This window comes from Streptacidiphilus jeojiense (assembly GCF_000719095.1).
GTDB lineage: Bacteria > Actinomycetota > Actinomycetes > Streptomycetales > Streptomycetaceae > Streptacidiphilus > Streptacidiphilus jeojiensis.
Window position 1 is genome coordinate 234431 of record NZ_JOEH01000003.1, and the last position, 17336, is coordinate 251766.

16 protein-coding genes and 1 tRNA gene are annotated in these 17336 nt (G+C 70.7%); 10 read left to right on the forward strand and 7 right to left on the reverse strand.

Annotation, left to right across the window (positions count from 1 at the left end; translation table 11 throughout):
• Positions 1-106 precede the first annotated feature (106 nt).
• From eno to IF29_RS0104705, 5 genes are all read left to right on the forward strand, one after another.
• The gene (eno, locus tag IF29_RS0104685; RefSeq protein WP_198037282.1) at positions 107-1402 is read left to right on the forward strand and encodes a phosphopyruvate hydratase; all 1296 of its coding nucleotides are present in this window, start codon (positions 107-109) and stop codon (positions 1400-1402) included.
• 122 nt (positions 1403-1524) lie between these two features.
• Positions 1525-1962, forward strand: coding sequence for an FtsB family cell division protein (locus tag IF29_RS48430; protein WP_051724885.1), 438 nt, complete (start codon positions 1525-1527; stop codon positions 1960-1962).
• Positions 1963-1984: 22 nt separating this feature from the next.
• Positions 1985-2563 (forward strand): DUF501 domain-containing protein, encoded by a 579-nt coding sequence (locus IF29_RS0104695; RefSeq protein WP_084713525.1) that lies wholly within the window; start codon positions 1985-1987, stop codon positions 2561-2563.
• A complete protein-coding gene (locus IF29_RS0104700; protein WP_030249944.1) occupies positions 2560-3507 on the forward strand; it encodes a Ppx/GppA phosphatase family protein in 948 nt (315 codons plus the stop codon). Before IF29_RS0104695 ends, IF29_RS0104700 begins: the two co-directional genes overlap by 4 nt.
• Before the next feature lie 294 nt (positions 3508-3801).
• On the forward strand, positions 3802-5175 hold the full coding sequence (locus IF29_RS0104705) for an NAD(P)/FAD-dependent oxidoreductase (RefSeq protein WP_030249946.1): 1374 nt from the start codon (positions 3802-3804) through the stop codon (positions 5173-5175).
• A gap of 186 nt (positions 5176-5361) precedes the next feature.
• Here IF29_RS0104705 and IF29_RS0104710 read toward each other — a convergent pair whose 3' ends face one another.
• Both IF29_RS0104710 and IF29_RS0104715 read right to left on the reverse strand, forming a co-directional pair.
• Positions 5362-7914: an ABC transporter permease gene (locus tag IF29_RS0104710; RefSeq protein ID WP_030249948.1), complete on the reverse strand. Its 2553-nt coding sequence runs from the start codon at positions 7912-7914 to the stop codon at positions 5362-5364.
• A gap of 13 nt (positions 7915-7927) precedes the next feature.
• Positions 7928-8722, reverse strand: a complete 795-nt coding sequence (locus IF29_RS0104715; RefSeq protein WP_084713529.1) for an ABC transporter ATP-binding protein — start codon at positions 8720-8722, stop codon at positions 7928-7930.
• Positions 8723-8964: 242 nt separating this feature from the next.
• On the opposite strand from IF29_RS0104715, the gene IF29_RS0104720 reads away from it, so the two are divergent.
• Positions 8965-9046 (forward strand) — tRNA-Leu (locus IF29_RS0104720).
• A 12-nt stretch (positions 9047-9058) separates the two neighbouring features.
• On the opposite strand, the gene IF29_RS0104725 is transcribed toward IF29_RS0104720, so the two are convergent.
• Positions 9059-9283, reverse strand: a complete 225-nt coding sequence (locus IF29_RS0104725; protein WP_370134298.1) for a DUF4287 domain-containing protein — start codon at positions 9281-9283, stop codon at positions 9059-9061.
• A gap of 127 nt (positions 9284-9410) precedes the next feature.
• Between IF29_RS0104725 and IF29_RS0104730 the strand changes: the two genes are divergently transcribed.
• Positions 9411-9749: a hypothetical protein gene (locus IF29_RS0104730; protein ID WP_037594318.1), complete on the forward strand. Its 339-nt coding sequence runs from the start codon at positions 9411-9413 to the stop codon at positions 9747-9749.
• Here the strand turns inward: IF29_RS0104730 and IF29_RS0104735 are convergent.
• The 3 genes from IF29_RS0104735 to IF29_RS0104745 all read right to left on the reverse strand — a co-directional run bounded on the left by IF29_RS0104735 (position 9713) and on the right by IF29_RS0104745 (position 13176).
• On the reverse strand, positions 9713-10549 hold the full coding sequence (locus IF29_RS0104735; protein WP_051724886.1) for a hypothetical protein: 837 nt from the start codon (positions 10547-10549) through the stop codon (positions 9713-9715). The genes IF29_RS0104730 and IF29_RS0104735 overlap by 37 nt on opposite strands.
• Before the next feature lie 270 nt (positions 10550-10819).
• Positions 10820-12043, reverse strand: a complete 1224-nt coding sequence (locus IF29_RS0104740; protein ID WP_030249962.1) for an acetyl-CoA C-acetyltransferase — start codon at positions 12041-12043, stop codon at positions 10820-10822.
• Positions 12044-12087: 44 nt separating this feature from the next.
• On the reverse strand, positions 12088-13176 hold the full coding sequence (locus tag IF29_RS0104745) for an SGNH/GDSL hydrolase family protein (protein WP_084713531.1): 1089 nt from the start codon (positions 13174-13176) through the stop codon (positions 12088-12090).
• A 115-nt stretch (positions 13177-13291) separates the two neighbouring features.
• Here IF29_RS0104745 and IF29_RS0104750 point away from each other — a divergent pair, with 115 nt between their 5' ends.
• Entirely contained in the window at positions 13292-14728 is a 1437-nt protein-coding gene (locus IF29_RS0104750; protein ID WP_030249969.1) for a cystathionine beta-synthase, read from the forward strand.
• A 394-nt stretch (positions 14729-15122) separates the two neighbouring features.
• On the opposite strand, the gene IF29_RS0104755 is transcribed toward IF29_RS0104750, so the two are convergent.
• Positions 15123-15392, reverse strand: a complete 270-nt coding sequence (locus IF29_RS0104755; protein WP_030249971.1) for an LPXTG cell wall anchor domain-containing protein — start codon at positions 15390-15392, stop codon at positions 15123-15125.
• A 73-nt stretch (positions 15393-15465) separates the two neighbouring features.
• On the opposite strand from IF29_RS0104755, the gene IF29_RS0104760 reads away from it, so the two are divergent.
• Positions 15466-15795 carry a hypothetical protein gene (locus IF29_RS0104760; RefSeq protein WP_030249974.1) on the forward strand — a complete coding sequence of 110 codons (330 nt, stop codon included), beginning with the start codon at positions 15466-15468 and terminating at the stop codon, positions 15793-15795.
• A gap of 246 nt (positions 15796-16041) precedes the next feature.
• The gene (locus IF29_RS0104765) at positions 16042-17286 is read left to right on the forward strand and encodes a L,D-transpeptidase (protein WP_030249976.1); all 1245 of its coding nucleotides are present in this window, start codon (positions 16042-16044) and stop codon (positions 17284-17286) included.
• Positions 17287-17336 lie beyond the last annotated feature (50 nt).

Below are 17336 nucleotides of genomic sequence, written 5' to 3' on the forward strand. Positions count from 1 at the left end.
GTGAGTAGGGGCTCTGTCCGGTGAGACAGGCCGAAGGTCCGGGTGGCCACGCCCCCGGCTGCGGCTAGGCTCTTGTCGTAAGCACCCCTGTATTCCCCCCTAGGAGATGCCTGTGCCGTCCATCGACGTCGTCGTAGCCCGGGAGATCCTCGACTCACGAGGCAACCCCACGGTCGAGGTCGAGGTCGGCCTCGACGACGGCAGCACCGGTCGTGCCGCCGTTCCGTCCGGCGCCTCCACCGGCGCGTTCGAGGCCCTGGAGCTGCGTGACGGTGACCTGTCGCGCTACTTCGGCAAGGGCGTGGAGAAGGCCGTGCTCGCGGTCATCGAGCAGATCGGCCCGGAGCTGATCGGCTACGACGCCACCGAGCAGCGCCTGATCGACCAGGCCATGCTCGACCTGGACGCCACCCCGGACAAGTCCTCCCTCGGTGCCAACGCCATCCTGGGCGTCTCCCTCGCCGTGGCGCACGCCGCCTCCGAGGCCAGCGACCTGCCGCTGTTCCGCTACCTGGGCGGCCCCAACGCCCACGTGCTGCCGGTCCCGATGATGAACATCCTCAACGGCGGCTCGCACGCGGACTCCAATGTCGACATCCAGGAGTTCATGATCGCTCCGATCGGCGCGGAGTCCTTCTCCGAGGCCGTCCGCTGGGGCGTCGAGGTCTACCACACCCTCAAGAGCGTGCTGAAGAAGCGCGGCCTCTCCACCGGCCTGGGCGACGAGGGCGGCTTCGCCCCGAACCTGGACAGCAACCGCGAGGCGCTTGACCTCATCGTCGAGGCGATCCAGCTGGCCGGCTACACCCCCGGCAAGGACGTCGCGCTGGCCCTGGACTGCGCCGCGTCCGAGTTCTACAAGGACGGCAAGTACGAGTTCGAGGGCAAGTCCCGCTCGGCCGCCGAGATGACCGAGTACTACGAGGAGCTCGTCGCCGCGTACCCGCTGGTCTCGATCGAGGACCCGCTGTTCGAGGACGACTGGGCCGGCTGGACCGTGCTGACCGGCAAGATCGGCGACAAGGTGCAGATCGTCGGCGACGACCTGTTCGTCACCAACCCGACCCGGCTGGCCCGCGGCATCAAGGAGGGCGCGGCCAACTCCCTCCTGGTGAAGGTCAACCAGATCGGTTCGCTGACCGAGACCCTCGACGCCGTCGAGCTGGCCCAGCGCAACGGCTTCCGCTGCATGATGTCGCACCGCTCCGGCGAGACCGAGGACGTCACCATCGCCGACCTCGCCGTGGCCACCAACTGCGGCCAGATCAAGACCGGCGCCCCGGCCCGCTCCGAGCGCGTCGCCAAGTACAACCAGCTGCTGCGCATCGAGGAGATCCTCGACGACGCCGCCGAGTACGCCGGCCGCGGCGCGTTCCCGCGGTTCCAGCACAGCGAGGCCTGACCCGCAGGCGCAGCGCGCCTGACCGGTGCCCCGCCGCGTTCACCCTCTAGGGTGGGTGGCGGGGCACCGGCACATCACAGCCGGCACAGCGTCAGCCGGATCGGGCCAGGGAGGGCGAGTACGTGAGCGGCAGCACAGCCAGGGGCAGCGCCCCCCGCAGGCCGCGGCTGACCGGCCGGGCCGCCGTCCTGGCCCTGGTGCTGTGCTCGCTGGTCGCCGCGCTGGCCTATCCGACCCGGCAGTTCATCGCCCAACGCTCGCAGATCGCCCAGCAGCGCGCGGCGGCGGCCCAGGCCCAGGCCCAGGTGGACGAGCTGCGCCGGGAGAAGGCCCGCTGGCAGGACCCGGCGTACGTGGCGGCCCAGGCCAGGGAGCGGCTGCACTACGGCTATCCCGGCGAGACCCCGTTCGTCTCGGTCGCCCCCACCACCGGCGCGAGCGGTACCTCCGGGACGCCCGCCGCGGCCCAGGCGCAGCAGCCCTGGTACGACAGCCTGTTCCAGTCGCTGGAGACGTCCGACCGGACCGGCGCGGCGGGCGCGACCGCACCCCAGAACTAGAGCCATCCAAGAAAGCAAGGCAATGACGCAGACCCCTGACACCCCTGAGGGCGCCACCCGGGAAGGCGCGCCCCAGGACGCCGTGCCCGCCGTCGCCCCGGACGACGTGGCGGCGATCGCCGCCCAGCTCGGCCGGGTGCCGCGCGGGCTGCGCGCCGTCGCCCACCGCTGCGCCTGCGGCCTGCCGGACGTGGTGGAGACCGCACCGCGGCTGGAGGACGGCAGTCCCTTCCCCACGCTGTTCTACCTGACCTGCCCCAGGGCCGCGTCAGCGATCGGCACGCTGGAGGCCGACGGGGTGATGAAGGAGCAGACCGCCCGGCTGGCCGAGGACCCGGAGCTGGCCGCCGCCTACCAGCGGGCCCACGAGGACTACATCGCCCGGCGCGACGCCATCGAGGTGCTGGAGGGCTTCCCCAGCGCCGGCGGGATGCCGGACCGGGTGAAGTGCCTGCACGTCCTGGTCGGCCACAGCCTGGCGGCCGGACCGGGCGTCAACCCGCTCGGCGACGAGGCCCTGGCGATGCTGCCCGAGTGGTGGCGCAAGGGCCCCTGCGTCTGCGTGCCCACCGCCGACGGTGCCGAGGGGTGCGACAAGTGACGCTTCAGCGTGTGGCTGCGATCGACTGCGGGACCAACTCCATCCGCCTGCTGGTCGCCGACCTCGACCCGGACACCGGTGAGCTGCACGACCTGGACCGGCGGATGACCATCGTCCGGCTCGGGCAGGGCGTGGACCGCACCGGGCGGCTGGCCCCGGAGGCGCTGGAGCGCACCTTCGCCGCCTGCCGCGACTACGCGGCGGTCATCGCCGGGCACGGCGCCCAGCGGCTGCGCTTCGTGGCGACCAGCGCCTCGCGCGACGCCGAGAACCGCGACGAGTTCGTCAGCGGCGTCCGCGCGATCCTGGGCGTCGAGCCCGAGGTGATCAGCGGCGACGAGGAGGCCCAGCTCTCCTTCACCGGCGCGACCAGGGAGCTCAAGGGCGAGGACGGGCTGACGCCGCCCTACCTGGTGTTCGACCTCGGCGGCGGCTCCACCGAGTTCGTGCTGGGCTCCGACCGGGTCGAGGCGGCCCGCTCGGTCGACATCGGCTGCGTCCGGATGACGGAGCGTCATGGCGGCGACACCATCGCCATGCGGGCCGACATCAAGGCGGCGCTGGACCTGGCCGCCGCCACCGTCCCGCTGACCTCGGCGGCGACCCTGGTCGGCCTGGCCGGGACGGTCACCACGGTGGCCGGGATCGCGCTCGGCCTGCCTGCCTACGACTCCGCCGCGATCCACCACTCGCGCATCCCGCTGGCCAAGGTCCGCGAGGTCACCGCGATGCTGCTGGCGTCCACTCCGGAGGAGCGCGCGGCGATCCCGGTGATGCACCCCGGACGGGTGGACGTCATCGCCGCGGGGGCCCTCGTTCTGCTCGCCGTCATGGAGCGCAGCGGGGCTTCTGAGCTGGTCGTCAGCGAGCACGACATCCTCGACGGCATCGCCTGGAGCGCGGCCGGGGAGACGGCTCGCGAGGGCGCTCCAGAAACTTCGTGAATTTCTTCACATGGGGTTCCCGGCTTTGGGGTCACCCGAAGGGCCGGTTCGTCCGAATTGCGAGACCCAAGGCCCCTGGCGGGCGTCGGCCCGGGCATCCAAGGCCGGGGGCCTTTTTCGCACGCACAATCGCAATGAGTGCGACGAGCTGCGGCGATACCCGGCACCCCGGCAGCGGGCCGGTCGCAGGGCACCCAGTGGGAACCATGGGCCGCGTAGTGTAGCAGGTGGTGTCCAGAGGCATGTGAGGAGGGCCACAAGGGCTGCTCCGGACGGTGCTGGATACTTTCGGATATGAGCACCACGGAGCGTCCTCGCATTCTCATCGTCGGCGGTGGATACGTCGGCATGTATGCCGCGATGCGCATCCTCAAGAAGATGCGCTACGGAGAGGCGACCGTCACGGTCGTCGACCCGCGGTCCTACATGACGTACCTGCCCTTCCTTCCCGAGGCGGCGGCCGGCAATGTCGCGCCTCGCAACCTCGTCGCGCCGCTGCGCAGCACCCTCAAGGGTGCGGAGGTCCTCACCGGTCACGTGACCGCGGTGGACCAGGAGCGCAAGATCGCGACCATCTCCCCGGCCGCGGGCGACTCGTACGAGCTGCCGTTCGAGTACCTCGTCGTCGCGCTGGGCTCGGTCTCCCGCACCTTCCCGATCCCCGGCCTGGCCGAGAACGGCATCGGCATCAAGTCGGTCGAGGAGGCCATCAGCCTCCGCAACCACGTGATCGCCCAGCTGGACAAGGCCGAGTCCACCACGGACGAGGCGGTCCGCAAGCAGGCGCTGACCTTCGTGGTCATCGGCGGCGGCTTCGCGGGCATCGAGACCGTGGCCGAGCTGGAGGACATGGTCCGCGACGCGGCCAAGAACTACCGCAACGTGAAGCGTGAGGACATGCGCTTCATCGTGGTCGAGGCGGCCAACCGCATCCTCCCCGAGATGGGCCCGGACCTCGGTCTGTGGACCAAGGAGAAGCTCGAGGAGCGCGGGATCGAGATCTACATCGAGACCTCGATGGACTCCTGCGTCGACAAGCACGTGGTGCTGAAGAACGGCATCGAGGTCGACGCCTCCACCATCGTGTGGACGGCCGGCGTCAAGCCCAACCCGGCGCTCGCCAACTTCGGTCTTCCGCTGGGCCCGCGCGGCCACGTCGACACCGCCCCGACCCTCCAGGTCCAGGGCTTCGACAACGTCTGGGCCGCCGGCGACAACGCCCAGGTGCCGGACCTCGCCGTCGGCGAGGGCGCCTGGTGCCCGCCGAACGCGCAGCACGCGGTCCGTCAGGCCATCGTGCTCGGCGACAACGTGGTCTCCGGGATGCGGGGCTTCCCGCAGAAGGAGTACAAGCACAAGAACCTCGGCGCGGTTGCCGGCCTGGGCCTCCACAAGGGTGTGGCGATCCTCTTCGGCAAGTACAAGCTGAAGGGCCGTCCGGCCTGGTGGTTCCACCGCCTGTACCACGGCAGCCGGGTACCCACCATGAACCGCAAGGTCCGGGTGTTCGCCGACTGGACCCTGGCCATGTTCCTCAAGCGCGAGACCGTCTCCCTGGTGGAGATGGAGAAGCCGCGCGAGGTGTTCATCGAGGCGGCCTCGCCCGCCCCGAAGCCGAAGCCCGCGGTCGCGGCCGAGGCCGCGAAGACCGAGAAGGTCCCTGCCTGATCGTTCCACCGCACGCCCTCCTGCCCGGCAGCGTCGCCGGACCACACCCGTGGTGCTCATAACCGGCACCGCTGCCGTAAGTGCCCCGGCTCCTCCTCCACGGAGGGGCCGGGGCACTGGCGTTTCTCTGGAGCCTGCGGCCACCGTCGCGGCTTCTCGCCGGGGTACGGGGCGTCAGGGGCGGTTTCAGGAGGTCTTGATGGAGTCCAGGATGTCCAGGCGGGACGCCCTGCGGGCGGGCCACAGGGCGGCGCCCAGGCCCACCAGGGCGGCTGCCAGGACGTAGGCCGCCAGCTGTCCCGCAGGGAAGGCCGTAGTGAGGCCGGTCAGCGAGGACTTGAGCAGCTGTACCGCCGCCCAGGCCAGGAACTCGCCGATGGCCACCCCCAGCACCGCGCCGAAGAGCGCGATCGCCACCGACTCCAGCCGGACCATCCGCTTGATCCCGCGCCGGTCCAGGCCGATCGCCCGCAGCATCCCGATCTCGCGCTTGCGCTCGAAGACCGACATCGCCAGGGTGTTGACCACCCCCAGGACCGCGATCAGCACGGCCATCCCCAGCAGTCCGTACATCACGTTCAGCAGCAGGCTGATCTGCGAGCTGAACTCCTTCACCATCTGCTGCTGCGACTGCACCTGGACCAGCGGGTTGCGTCCGGTGGAGTCCTTCAGGGCCTGCTCCAGCGCCGGCGAGGCGCCCGCGGTGCCGGACACCAGCACCGCGCTGTAGTACGGCGCGGTGGTGTGCGGGGAGAGCACCGACTCGCTCATCATCACCGGCCCGAGCAGGCCGCTGTCCTGGTAGATGCCGCCGATCCGGACCGTGCCGGTGCTGCCGTTCGGGTAGGTGAACCGGGCGCTCCCGCCGACGCTCCAGTGGTGCGAGGCCGCGGTGGACTTGTCCACCAGCGCCGCGCCCTGGCCGATCGCGCCGGCCGATCCGTCCAGCATGGTCGGGGCGACCAGCCGGCTGAAGCTGTCGGCGTCGAAGCCGCTCACCGAGAGGTCCCGGCCGTCGGCCTTGACGTACTGGGAGTCGATGACGCTGGTGGCGCTGACGCCCGCGGTGGACTTGATGGCGGGCAGCGCGCTGGGCGAGACCGGCTCGCCGAGCATCACGCTGACCGCGTAGTCGGCCTTCATCCCCGAGGTGACCTGCTTGGTGACCGCGTCGGTGACCGAGGCGCCGATCACCGTCAGCGCGCTGATCAGGGTCAGCCCGATGGTGAGCGCGGACGCCGTGGCCGCGGTGCGGCGCGGGTTGCGCAGCGCGTTCTGCTTGGCCAGCTTGCCGGAGACCCCGTACAGCCGCGCGAACAGCGGCCCGACCAGGGCGATCAGCGGACGGGACAGCAGCGGGGTCAGCACGAACGCGCCGATCAGGATCAGCCCGGCGCCGGCGCCCACCGGCAGCCGACCGGAGCTGCCGCCCAGGTGCGCGCCGTAGAGCACGGCAGCCAGGCCGGTGCCGAAGAAGGCGGCGCCGATGGAGTTGCGGACCACCAGGGACTTCTGGGTGGCGGGCTGGTCGTTGCTGCTCATCGCGGCGACCGGGGGGACCCGGGAGGCGCGGATGCTGGGCAGCAGCGCGGCCACCACGGTGACCACGACCCCGGTGAGCAGCGTGGCCACCACCGTGGTGGGGGCGATCACCAGGCCGCCGGCGGGCAGGTTCCCGCCGGATCCGAGGAAGGCCTTGAGCCCGGCCCCGATCCCGATCCCGGCCAGCAGCCCGCCCAGTGAGGCGAAGACCCCCACGAACAGGGCCTCCAGCAGCACCGAGTTGGTGATCTGGCGGCGGCTGGCCCCGATGGCGCGCATCAGCGCGGTCTCCCGGGTGCGCTGGGCGATCAGCATGGTGAAGGTGTTGGAGATCAGGAAGATGCCGACGAACAGCGCGATCCCGGCGAAGGCCAGCAGCGCGGTGCGCATCCCCGAGGTGGCGGCCTGCACCGCGGCGGTCGAGTCGGCGCTGAGCTTCACCCCGGTCTTGGCGGTGATGTTCCCGCTGTGCGGGAGCACCGGCAGGACTTCGGAGAGCAGCTGCTGCTCGCTGGTGCCGGGCTTGGCGACGGCCTGGATGGTGGTGAACTGCCCGGCCTTGAGGTAGAGCTGCTGTGCGGTGGCGGTGTCGAAGAGCACCAGCGAGCCGCCGGCCTTCACCTGCGGGTCGACCGTGGTGAAGATGCCGGTGACGGTCATCTGCATGACCGGGCCGTTGACGGCGAGCCGGACCGTGTCGCCGACCTTGAAGCCGTTCTTCTCGGCGGTGCGCTGGTCCACCGCGATCTGACGGCTGTTCACCGGACCGGTGCCCTGGACCATCGGGTAGGTGCTGTCCCGGCCGTCGGCGCCGGGCACCCAGTTGGAGCCCTGGGTGTTGCCGCGCTCGCCGATCAGGTTGCCCTGCGGGTCGGAGAGCCCGGCGAAGCCGGTCACCGTGCCGCGGGCGGACTGCGCCCCCGGCAGTGCGGCGATCCTCTGGACGGTGGCGTCGGTGAGCGGCAGCGCCGAGCTGTTGTTGTCCGAGGCCTTGGCGTCGCTGCCGGCGGCGGAGTTGTGGACCTGGACCGAGATGTTGTCGAAGCTGGAGGACTGGCTGTCCTTGAAGGCCTGGCCGACCGAGTCGGAGAAGACCATGGTGCCGGCCACGAAGGCGGTGCCGAGCAGCACGGCCAGCATGGTCATCAGCAGCCGGCCCTTGCTGGCCAGCACATTGCGCAGTGCGGTGCGGTACATGACGGACCCCCTCTCAGCTGGTGCGGCCCTTGGCGTCGAAACGACGCATGCGGTCCAGGACGCTGTCGGCGGTGGGGCCGTACATCTCGTCGACGATCCTGCCGTCGGCGAGGAAGACCACCCGGTCCGCGTAGGAGGCGGCGACCGGGTCGTGGGTGACCATCACCACGGTCTGGCCGAGCTCGCGCACCGAGTTGCGGAGGAAGCCGAGGATCTCCGCGCCGGAGCGGGAGTCCAGGTTGCCGGTGGGCTCGTCGGCGAAGATGATCGCGGGCCGGGACGCCAGGGCGCGGGCGCAGGCCACCCGCTGCTGCTGGCCGCCGGACAGCTGGGAGGGGCGGTGCCCGAGCCGGTCGGCCAGGCCGACGGTGGCCACCACCTGGTCCAGCCAGGCATGGTCGGGCTTGCGGCCGGCTATGTCCATCGGCAGGGTGATGTTCTCCAGCGCGCTGAGCGTGGGCAGCAGGTTGAAGGACTGGAAGACGAAGCCGATCTGGTCCCGGCGGAGCTTGGTGAGCTGCTTGTCCTTCAGCCCGCCGAGCTCGGTGTCGCCGATGGTGGCGGAGCCGGCGGTGACCGAGTCCAGGCCGGCCATGCAGTGCATCAGCGTCGACTTGCCGGAACCCGAGGGGCCCATGATGGCGGTGAACTGACCCCGTACGAACTCGACGGAGACCTGGTCCAACGCGGTGACGCGGGTGTCTCCCTCGCCGTAGACCTTGCTGAGGCCGACGGCGCGAGCCGCGGCAGTGAGCAGGGTTGTCGTCACAGGACTACTCCAGTCAGAGAGGATGGGGTGTGGATCCATCCTCCCGGCCTGGTCACGCCGTGTAGTCGCCCGACCGGACGGTTGCGGGTACTGCCTGCCGTCGTAGGGGACGCAGCGCGCTCTCCTCCCCAGGTATGACAGCGCCCCTGAGGGGGTCGACTGCGGTCCCGGGACGGTCGCTCTGCACCGACGATGCGTCAAGTAACGGTGAAATAAGACAACTTCCCCACAGGTGTGGGCATCTGAGGGGTCAGCTGCGGCTAGGCTCAGAGTGCGGAAGGGCCCGGATGGTGGAACGCAGACACGGCGAGCTTAAACCTCGCTGGCCGCCAGGCCGTGCCGGTTCGAATCCGGCTCCGGGCACCCGTCCCCTCGCTACATTGACATGCGCGCGGCGGCGCGGCGCAGACCGTACTCGTGCACCAGGGCCTTGGCGTAGCCGTAGGAGATGCCGTACTCGCGGCGGAGCCAGGCGATCTTCTCCTCGCAGCGGAGCAGGCTCGGTCCCTCGTCGACCGCCTTGAGCCAGTCGCCGAGCGGGCGGCCGGTGACGGCGGGAATGCGGGACAGCAGGTTCTGGTGGGTTTCCGTGGAGTACATGAGGGACACTGGGCGCCTCCAGAGGTGGGCCGGTGCTGGGTCGGCCCGATGTGGGTGTGGCCGACTCTTTCGACTCTGCCCGAGGGCAGACCCCTTGGCAACAGTCGCCGGAGGATACGCTGACGGCATGTCCGATCCGACCCCTCTCCTTTTCGCGGCTGACCGGCTGGCGGACCGTTTCCGCTCGATGCCGCAGCGCAGGCTCACCCAACTGGCTCCGGAGGGCCTGAGGTTGGCCCGGCGGCTGGCCCGGCAGGAGGAGGCGGTGGCCGGCGGTCCGGCCCGCTCCGAGCTCCCGGACGCGGGCATCTTCGCGGTCGGCGACCAGATCGCGCTGGCCGCGCACGACCTGGCCGAGGCGCTGCGCGAGGCCGACCGCGAGGAGGCGGAGGCGGTGCTGGCGGAGGCGCTGGCCGCGGTGGAGGACGGCTACAGGCTGGCGACGACCCGGTCGGCGAGGATGTAGACGGTCTCGTCGGCGCTCTCGGCGGCGTGCTCGCCGTCGTCCGTGGTTCCTGTGCTGTCGGTGCTCAGCGCGAAGGTCAGCGCGTGGCCGCCGGGGAGGCGGGAGTTGCCGAGCAGCCGGACCTGGGCGCCGGCGTCGACGGCGGCACGGAGCTTGGCGCCGGCCACCGGGTCGCCGGGGGCGATGCACAGCGTGGTCTCGTCCTCGAAGATGTAGACGTCCAGCGTGCCCATCGGGCCGGGGCGGACGTCGCGCAGCGTGATGCCGACCGCGACCAGCTCGTCCAGCCGCAGGTCGGTCCACTCGGGGGTGGGCGTGGGCCGCGGCACGAAGCCCGGCACGGAGGGGTGCGCGGGGCGGTCCGAGGGCAGCGGGCGCTCGGGGAGCTCGGCCCGGTCCGGACGGTCCCCGGCCGGTGCCACCGGGTGGCCCGCGGAGCCGCTGCTGGTCTCGGAGATCATCTCCTCCAGGGCGGAGCGCAGCGCGTCGGCGAACTCCGGGTCCATCTCGCCCTGCTCGTCCACATAGCCGCGCGGTGCGGGGAGCATGACCACGCTCTCGCTGTCGAACAGCGGGCCGCCGCCGAGGTCGTCCTCGGCCATCCGGGCCTCCTGTTCGGCCCAGAACGAGCGTGCCTCCGCCATCTCCCGCTCCCGGTCGTCTGCGAGCGCGACGGCGACGGATTCGCGTACGGCCGAGTCGAAGCGCCGGTTGAGCGCGCGCAGCGCGAACAGACAGGCGGTCGCGGTGGCTGCGGTGAAGACCAGCAGGGCGGTGAGGACGAAGACGAGGATGTTCACGGAAGCACCCCTAGTGAAGGGTTGAACTGGCGGTCAACCCCACAGTGCCCCACGGCGGCGGATTGCGGCAGTGCGTAATGTCCTTTTCATTTGTGACGTCCGACATCAACCGAATTGATTCGGCTGGAAAATTGCACGCAGAGCAATCGGACGAATACGTTGCGTCGACAATCCGTCGGTTTTTCGCAAAGAAAGCGGTCCAGGCCGCGCCGTAGCGTGACCTGGACCTTACCCATCTGATGTGGGGCCAAACGGGTCATTCTGAGAAATCTATGAGAGCCGCTCGATCACCATGGCCATGCCCTGTCCGCCGCCCACGCACATCGTTTCCAGACCGAACTGCCTGTCGTGCCACTGGAGCGAATTGATCAGCGTGCCGGTGATACGCGCGCCGGTCATGCCGAAGGGGTGGCCGACGGCGATGGCGCCGCCGTTGACGTTCAGCCGGTCCAGGTCGACGCCCAGGTCCTGGTACGAGGGGATGACCTGGGCGGCGAAGGCCTCGTTGATCTCGACCAGGTCGATGTCGCCGATGGCCATCCCGGCCCGCTTCAGCGCCTGCTTGGACGCCTCGACCGGGCCGTAGCCCATGATCTCGGGGGAGAGGCCGGAGACGCCGGTGGAGACGATCCGGGCCAGCGGGGTCAGCCCGAGCTCGCGGGCCTTGGTGTCGGACATGATCACCAGCGCGGCGGCGCCGTCGTTCAGCGGGCAGCAGTTGCCCGCGTTGACCGTGCCGTCCGGGCGGAACACCGGCTTCAGGCCGGAGACCGCCTCCAGGGTGACCCCGGCCCGCGGGCCGTCGTCCTTGGCGACCACGGTGCCGTCCGGGGTGGTCACCGGGGTGATCTCACGCTCCCAGAAGCCGTCCGCGATGGCCTTCTCGGCGAGGTTCTGCGAGCGGACGCCGAACTCGTCCTGCTCGCGGCGGCTGATCCCCTTGAGGCCGGCCAGGTTCTCCGCGGTCTGGCCCATGGCGATGTAGACGTCGGGCACCAGCCCGCTCTGCCGGGGGTCCTCCCAGACTGGGGCGCCGGTGGTGGAGGCGGTGGCCACGGTGCGTGCCTCGGCGTCGGCGAACAGCGGGTTCTTGGTGTCCGGCAGGCCGTCCGAGGAGCCCTTGATGCTGCGGGAGACCATCTCCACGCCGGCCGAGATGAAGACGTCGCCCTCGCCGGCCTTGATCGCGTGCAGCGCCATCCGGCTGGTCTGCAGCGAGGAGGAGCAGTAGCGGGTGATGGTGCAGCCGGGCAGGTGGTCCATGCCCATCTGCACGGCGACCACCCGGCCCAGGTTGTAGCCCTGCTCGCCGCCGGGCAGGCCGCAGCCCAGCATCAGGTCGTCGATGTCGCGCGGGTCCAGCTCGGGGACCTTGGCCAGCGCGGCCTGGATGATCGTCGCGGTCAGGTCGTCCGGGCGGACGTCCTTCAGTGAGCCCTTGAACGCCCGGCCGATCGGCGAGCGGGCGGTGCTGACGATGACGGCTTCGGGCATGGGGACTCCAAGGGTGGGGAGGGCGCTCGGGGGACAAGTTACCCTCAGGTAGAACCCGCGTCAGCGCCGACGGCGTGTGAATTACCTGACCTTGCGTCATCGGCCGGAGCCGTTGCGGGCTCCGCCGATTCGGCCGGGTTCCCCTCCGGCAGGTGTCGCCTGCGGCGGTGCTTGAGCAGCGCCCAGCGGCCGCGCGGCCCGGACTCCGAGCCCAGCACGGCGGCGCCGGCCACCTCGGTGCCGCCGCGTCCGGCCGCCTCGGCGGCGGCCTGGGCCACCGGCAGCACGCCCTCGCCGCGGAAGGCGTCGGGGCGCTCCTCGGCGCCGCCGTCCGGCCACAGGTCCAGTGCGGCGCAGAGGGAGGGGAGCATGGCCATCGCCGCGGTGGCGTAGCCCTGGGCCGAGGGGTGGTAGCGGTCCGAGGCGAACATCTCCGGACGGCCGCTGAACTCGGGGCCGAGCAGGTCGCCGAGCGACACGCTGCGGGCGCCGGCCTCGACCACCGCGATGGTCTGGGCGGCGGCGAGCTGGCGGCTGGCGCGCCGGGCCAGCCAGCGCAGCGGCGGCCGCACCGGCTCGATGGTGCCGAGGTCGGGGCAGGTGCCGACGACCACCTGGGCACCGGCCGAGCGCAGCCGGCGGATGGCGGCGCCGAGCATCCGCACCGAGGCGGTCAGCCTGACCCGCTGGGTGACGTCATTGGCGCCGATCATGATCAGCGCGATGTCCGGTTCGGCCCGCAGCGCCAGGTCGACCTGGCGCTCCAGGTCCTCCGAGGTGGCGCCGTTGGCCGCGGCGACGGACAGCCGTACCGGCCGCTCGGCGATGGAGGCGATGCCGCCGGCGAGCAGCGCGCCCGGGGTGTCCCGGCCGCGGGTCACCCCGAAGCCGGCCGCGGTGGAGTCGCCGAGCACCGCGAAGAGCAGCGGTTCGGCGTCGGCGTCGGCGGCGAAGGCGCGCCCGTAGACGCCGTCGGCCGGCGGCGGCTCTCCCTGCAGGGTGTTCAGCGTGTGCTCGGCGAGCTTGGCCTCGGTCAGCAGGACGCCGGCGAAGCCGACCCCGACCAGTCCGATCCCGCCGCCTCCGTAGGCCGCAGCGGCGGCGATCCGCCGTGCCACCCTCGCTCTCGACATGAGCGACCCCCAAGCTGTCTCTGCCTGTCCTTACCTTGGCAGTCTGCCCCACTAGTCTGATCCCAACAGGGCGACAAACCGTGCGTCCCTAACAAAAAACCGCGGAGGAGAACCCGTGCGGTACCACGAGTCGATCATCGATCTGGTCGGCAACACCCCCCTGGTCCGGCTGAACAAGGTCGCCGAGGGCATCAGCGCGACCGTGCTCGCCAAGGTCGAGTACTTCAACCCGGGCGGGTCGGTCAAGGACCGGATCGCGATGCGGATGATCGAGGCGGCGGAGAAGTCGGGCGCGCTCAAGCCCGGCGGCACCATCGTCGAGCCGACCTCGGGGAACACCGGGGTCGGGCTGGCCATCGTGGCGCAGCAGAAGGGCTACCGCTGCATCTTCGTCTGCCCGGACAAGGTCTCCACCGACAAGATCAACGTGCTCCGCGCGTACGGCGCCGACGTGGTGGTCTGCCCGACCGCGGTCGCGCCGGAGCACCCGGACTCCTACTACAACGTCAGCGACCGCCTGGTACGGGAGACCCCCGGCGCCTGGAAGCCGGACCAGTACTCCAACCCGGAGAACCCGGCCAGCCACTACCACTCCACCGGCCCGGAGCTGTGGGAGCAGACCGGCGGCCGGATCACCCACTTCGTGGCGGGCGTGGGCACCGGCGGGACCATCTCCGGCACCGGCCGCTACCTCAAGGACGTCTCCGACGGCGCGGTCCAGGTGATCGGCGCGGACCCGGAGGGCTCGGTCTACTCCGGCGGCACCGGCCGCCCCTACCTGGTGGAGGGCGTGGGCGAGGACTTCTGGCCGACCGCCTACGACCGCTCGGTGGCCGACGAGATCGTCCCGGTCTCCGACAAGGACTCCTTCCAGATGACCCGCCGGCTGGCCAAGGAGGAGGGCCTGCTGGTCGGCGGCTCCTGCGGGATGGCGGTCGTGGCGGCGCTGCGGGTGGCCGAGCGGCTGGGCCCGGAGGACGTGGTGGTGGTGCTGCTGCCGGACTCCGGCCGCGGCTACCTCTCCAAGATCTTCAACGACGACTGGATGCAGGACTACGGCTTCCTGGACGAGGGCGGTCCGGAGGCGGTGGCCGGCGACGTCCTCGCCAGGAAGGACGGCCTGGAGCACGACGGGATTCCGCAGTTCGTGCACATTCACCCGAACGAGTCGGTGGGTGAGGCCGTGCACATTCTGCGTGAGTACGGCGTGTCGCAGATGCCGGTGGTCTCCCCGGGGGCCGGGCACCCGGATGTGATGGCCGGTGAGGTGATCGGCTCGGTGGTGGAGCGGGACCTCCTCGACGGTCTGTTTGCGAAGCGGTTCGAGCTGGGCGACCTGATCGGCCCTCATATGTCGCCCCCGCTCCCGGTGGTGGGCTCCGGTGAGTCGGTGACCCGGCTGATGGGAGTGCTGGAGAAGGCCGACGCCGCGGTCGTCCTGGTGGACGGGAAGCCCCAGGGCATCGTCACCCGGCAGGACCTGCTGGCGTTCCTGAGCGCCCACGGGGGTGCGCTCGGTGGGGCGCACGGGACCGGTGTCGGCGTTCACTGAATCGCCTTCAACTGGTACACCTACGACACGTACCGGCAGCACGCGCTTAACAACACCCGGGCAATGTTGTCACCACGGCAAGAAGCCGAGCGTGGTGGCAGCGAAAGTCCGGAGCGGCTCCCGGACCCGCAGTCACCTCAGGACGCGTCGGACGGCCCTGACCCGGCCGGCCGCGTCCCCGCCCGCGGGGAACGCCGTCGTCCCGCCCCTGTCGGTCCCGACCGATCAACAGGGTGCGGCGATCCCCGCGGCACCAGGCTCCGCGTTCCCGGGTGGGGGAACTCAGCGGAGACAGTAGGGCCGGTCCTTCGAGGACCGGCCCTACTGGTGTGTCATGACGGATGTGCCCCGGGCCCGGGCGCCGGGTCGGCGCCGCGGGCAGGGCCGTGCGGGCTCAGCCCGCGAAGCGGCGGCTCACGAAGATCATGCCGACCCCGGCGACCAGGAAGCCCGCCCCGCCCAGTGCGTACGGCGTGGTGTCGACCCCGGTGTCGGCCAGCTGCTCGGTGCTGCCCCCGGTGCTGCTCTGCGCGGCGGCCTTCTGCACGTCGCGCTGGCTCGCCTGGGAGGTGGCAGCCGAGGCCATCGGGCCCAGTGCCAGCGCGGCGGCGGTGCCGAGGCCGGCGGCGACGGCCGTGATCGTGAGCGGGCGGCGGGTGGTCAATGTCGCTCCCAGCGGAGTGTCGTGGTCCGCACGATGCTAATGAGTCAGGGCGGCGTTGGATAGCCTCGGACCCATGACTAGTGACACCAGTGGGCTTGAGAACACCGATCGGCGCTACGTCCGGCTGCAGATCGAACTGATCGTTGAGATCGCGGACGAGAAGGCGCTCCAGGTGGCGGCGCTGGAGCAGGTACGGGCCGACGAGTTCCTGGAGGACGAGGAACGCGCCGAGGCGGTCGCCGCCATCGAGATCGACCCGGCCGGGGCGATCGCACACTTCGTCGACCCGGTGGCGATGCTGGAGGGCGTACCCGGGGTGGAGCTGGCCGAGGCCACCTGGGAGTCCCAGCCGGTCGACTACGACCCGGAGAACGAGGACTGGGACCTCTACGACGCGGAGTAACGACCCAGCGGGTCGATGTGCGGGGCAGGTGCAGTGCAGGCGGGCGGTTCCGGAGTCCCGGGGCCGCCCTTCGTCGTACCGTCCTCCCTCATGCTGTTGCCATGTCAGCATCTGTCGGCTTTGCTCCTGATTGGGATGTAACTGTTGTTTCGGTCTATGTTCATGTGACTATCAGATAACTTGGGTGAACTCTCCTGGGACCTGGGACCACGCCGACCGGTGCACCGCCGACACGAAGGAGCAGCAGTGGACGACACGACGACGTCAGGCAAGGGCAAGGGCGGCCCCTGGGCCAGGCGGACGATCGTGGCGGGACTGATAGCGACGCCGGTGGCGCTGGTCGCCGGATGCAGTTCCTCCGGCTCCTCGGGCTCCTCGGACAAGAGCGGCAGCGGCGGCAGCAGCGCCGCGCCGGTGTCCAAGGCCGCCATCACCACCACTCCGGCCAACGGCGCCAAGTCCGCGGTGTTCACCCAGCCGGTGAAGGTCGCCGTCAGCAACGGCACGCTCAGCTCGGTCACCCTCACCGGATCGGACGGCAAGCAGGTGGCCGGCGAGCTGGCCGCCGACAAGCTGAGCTGGACCAGCACCGGCAGGCTCAGCTCGGGCACCGGCTACACCCTCGCGGCCGTCGGCACCGACTCCGACCAGGTGCAGGCCACCAAGAGCGTCTCGTTCCGCACCGGCGCCCCGGAGAAGACCTTCATCGGCTACTTCACCCCCGACAACGGCACCACCGTGGGCGTGGGCATGCCGGTCTCGATCAACTTCAACAAGGCCGTCACCGACAAGGCCGCCGTGCAGAAGGCGATCACCGTCACCGCCTCGCCCGCGGTGGAGATCGTCGGCCACTGGTTCAGCAGCACCAGGCTGGACTTCCGGCCCGAGACCTACTGGGCCGCCGGCACCAAGGTCACCCTCACCCTCGCGCTCAAGGATGTCGAAGGCTCCAGCGGCGTCTACGGCACCCAGGCCAAGTCCATAAGCTTCACCGTCGGCCGCAGCCAGACCAGCGTCGCCGACCTCAGCGCGAAGACGCTCACGGTCACCAGGGACGGCAAGGTCACCCAGACGTACCCGATCACCGGCGGCAGTCCGGAGCACACCACCTGGGCCGGGAAGATGGTCATCTCGGAGAAGTTCCTGCAGACCCGGATGGACTCGACCACGGTCGGCCTCGGCGGCGAGTACGACATCAAGGACGTGCCGCACGCCCAGCGGCTGACCACCTCGGGCACCTTCATCCACGGCAACTACTGGGCCAGTACCTCGGTCTTCGGCAGCGAGAACACCAGCCACGGCTGCGTCGCCATGCACGACACCAAGGGAGCCGGCGACTCCAGCACCCCGGCGGCGAAGTTCTACAACAGCTCCATCACCGGCGACGTGGTCGAGGTGGTGAACTCCGGGGACAAGACCGTGGACCCGGCCAACGGGCTGAACGGCTGGAACCTGGACTGGGCCAGCTGGAAGGCCGGCAGCGCGGTCTGACTCCCCGTCCGGCCCGCCACGAACCGGTATGGACGGAGCCCGGGGCCAGG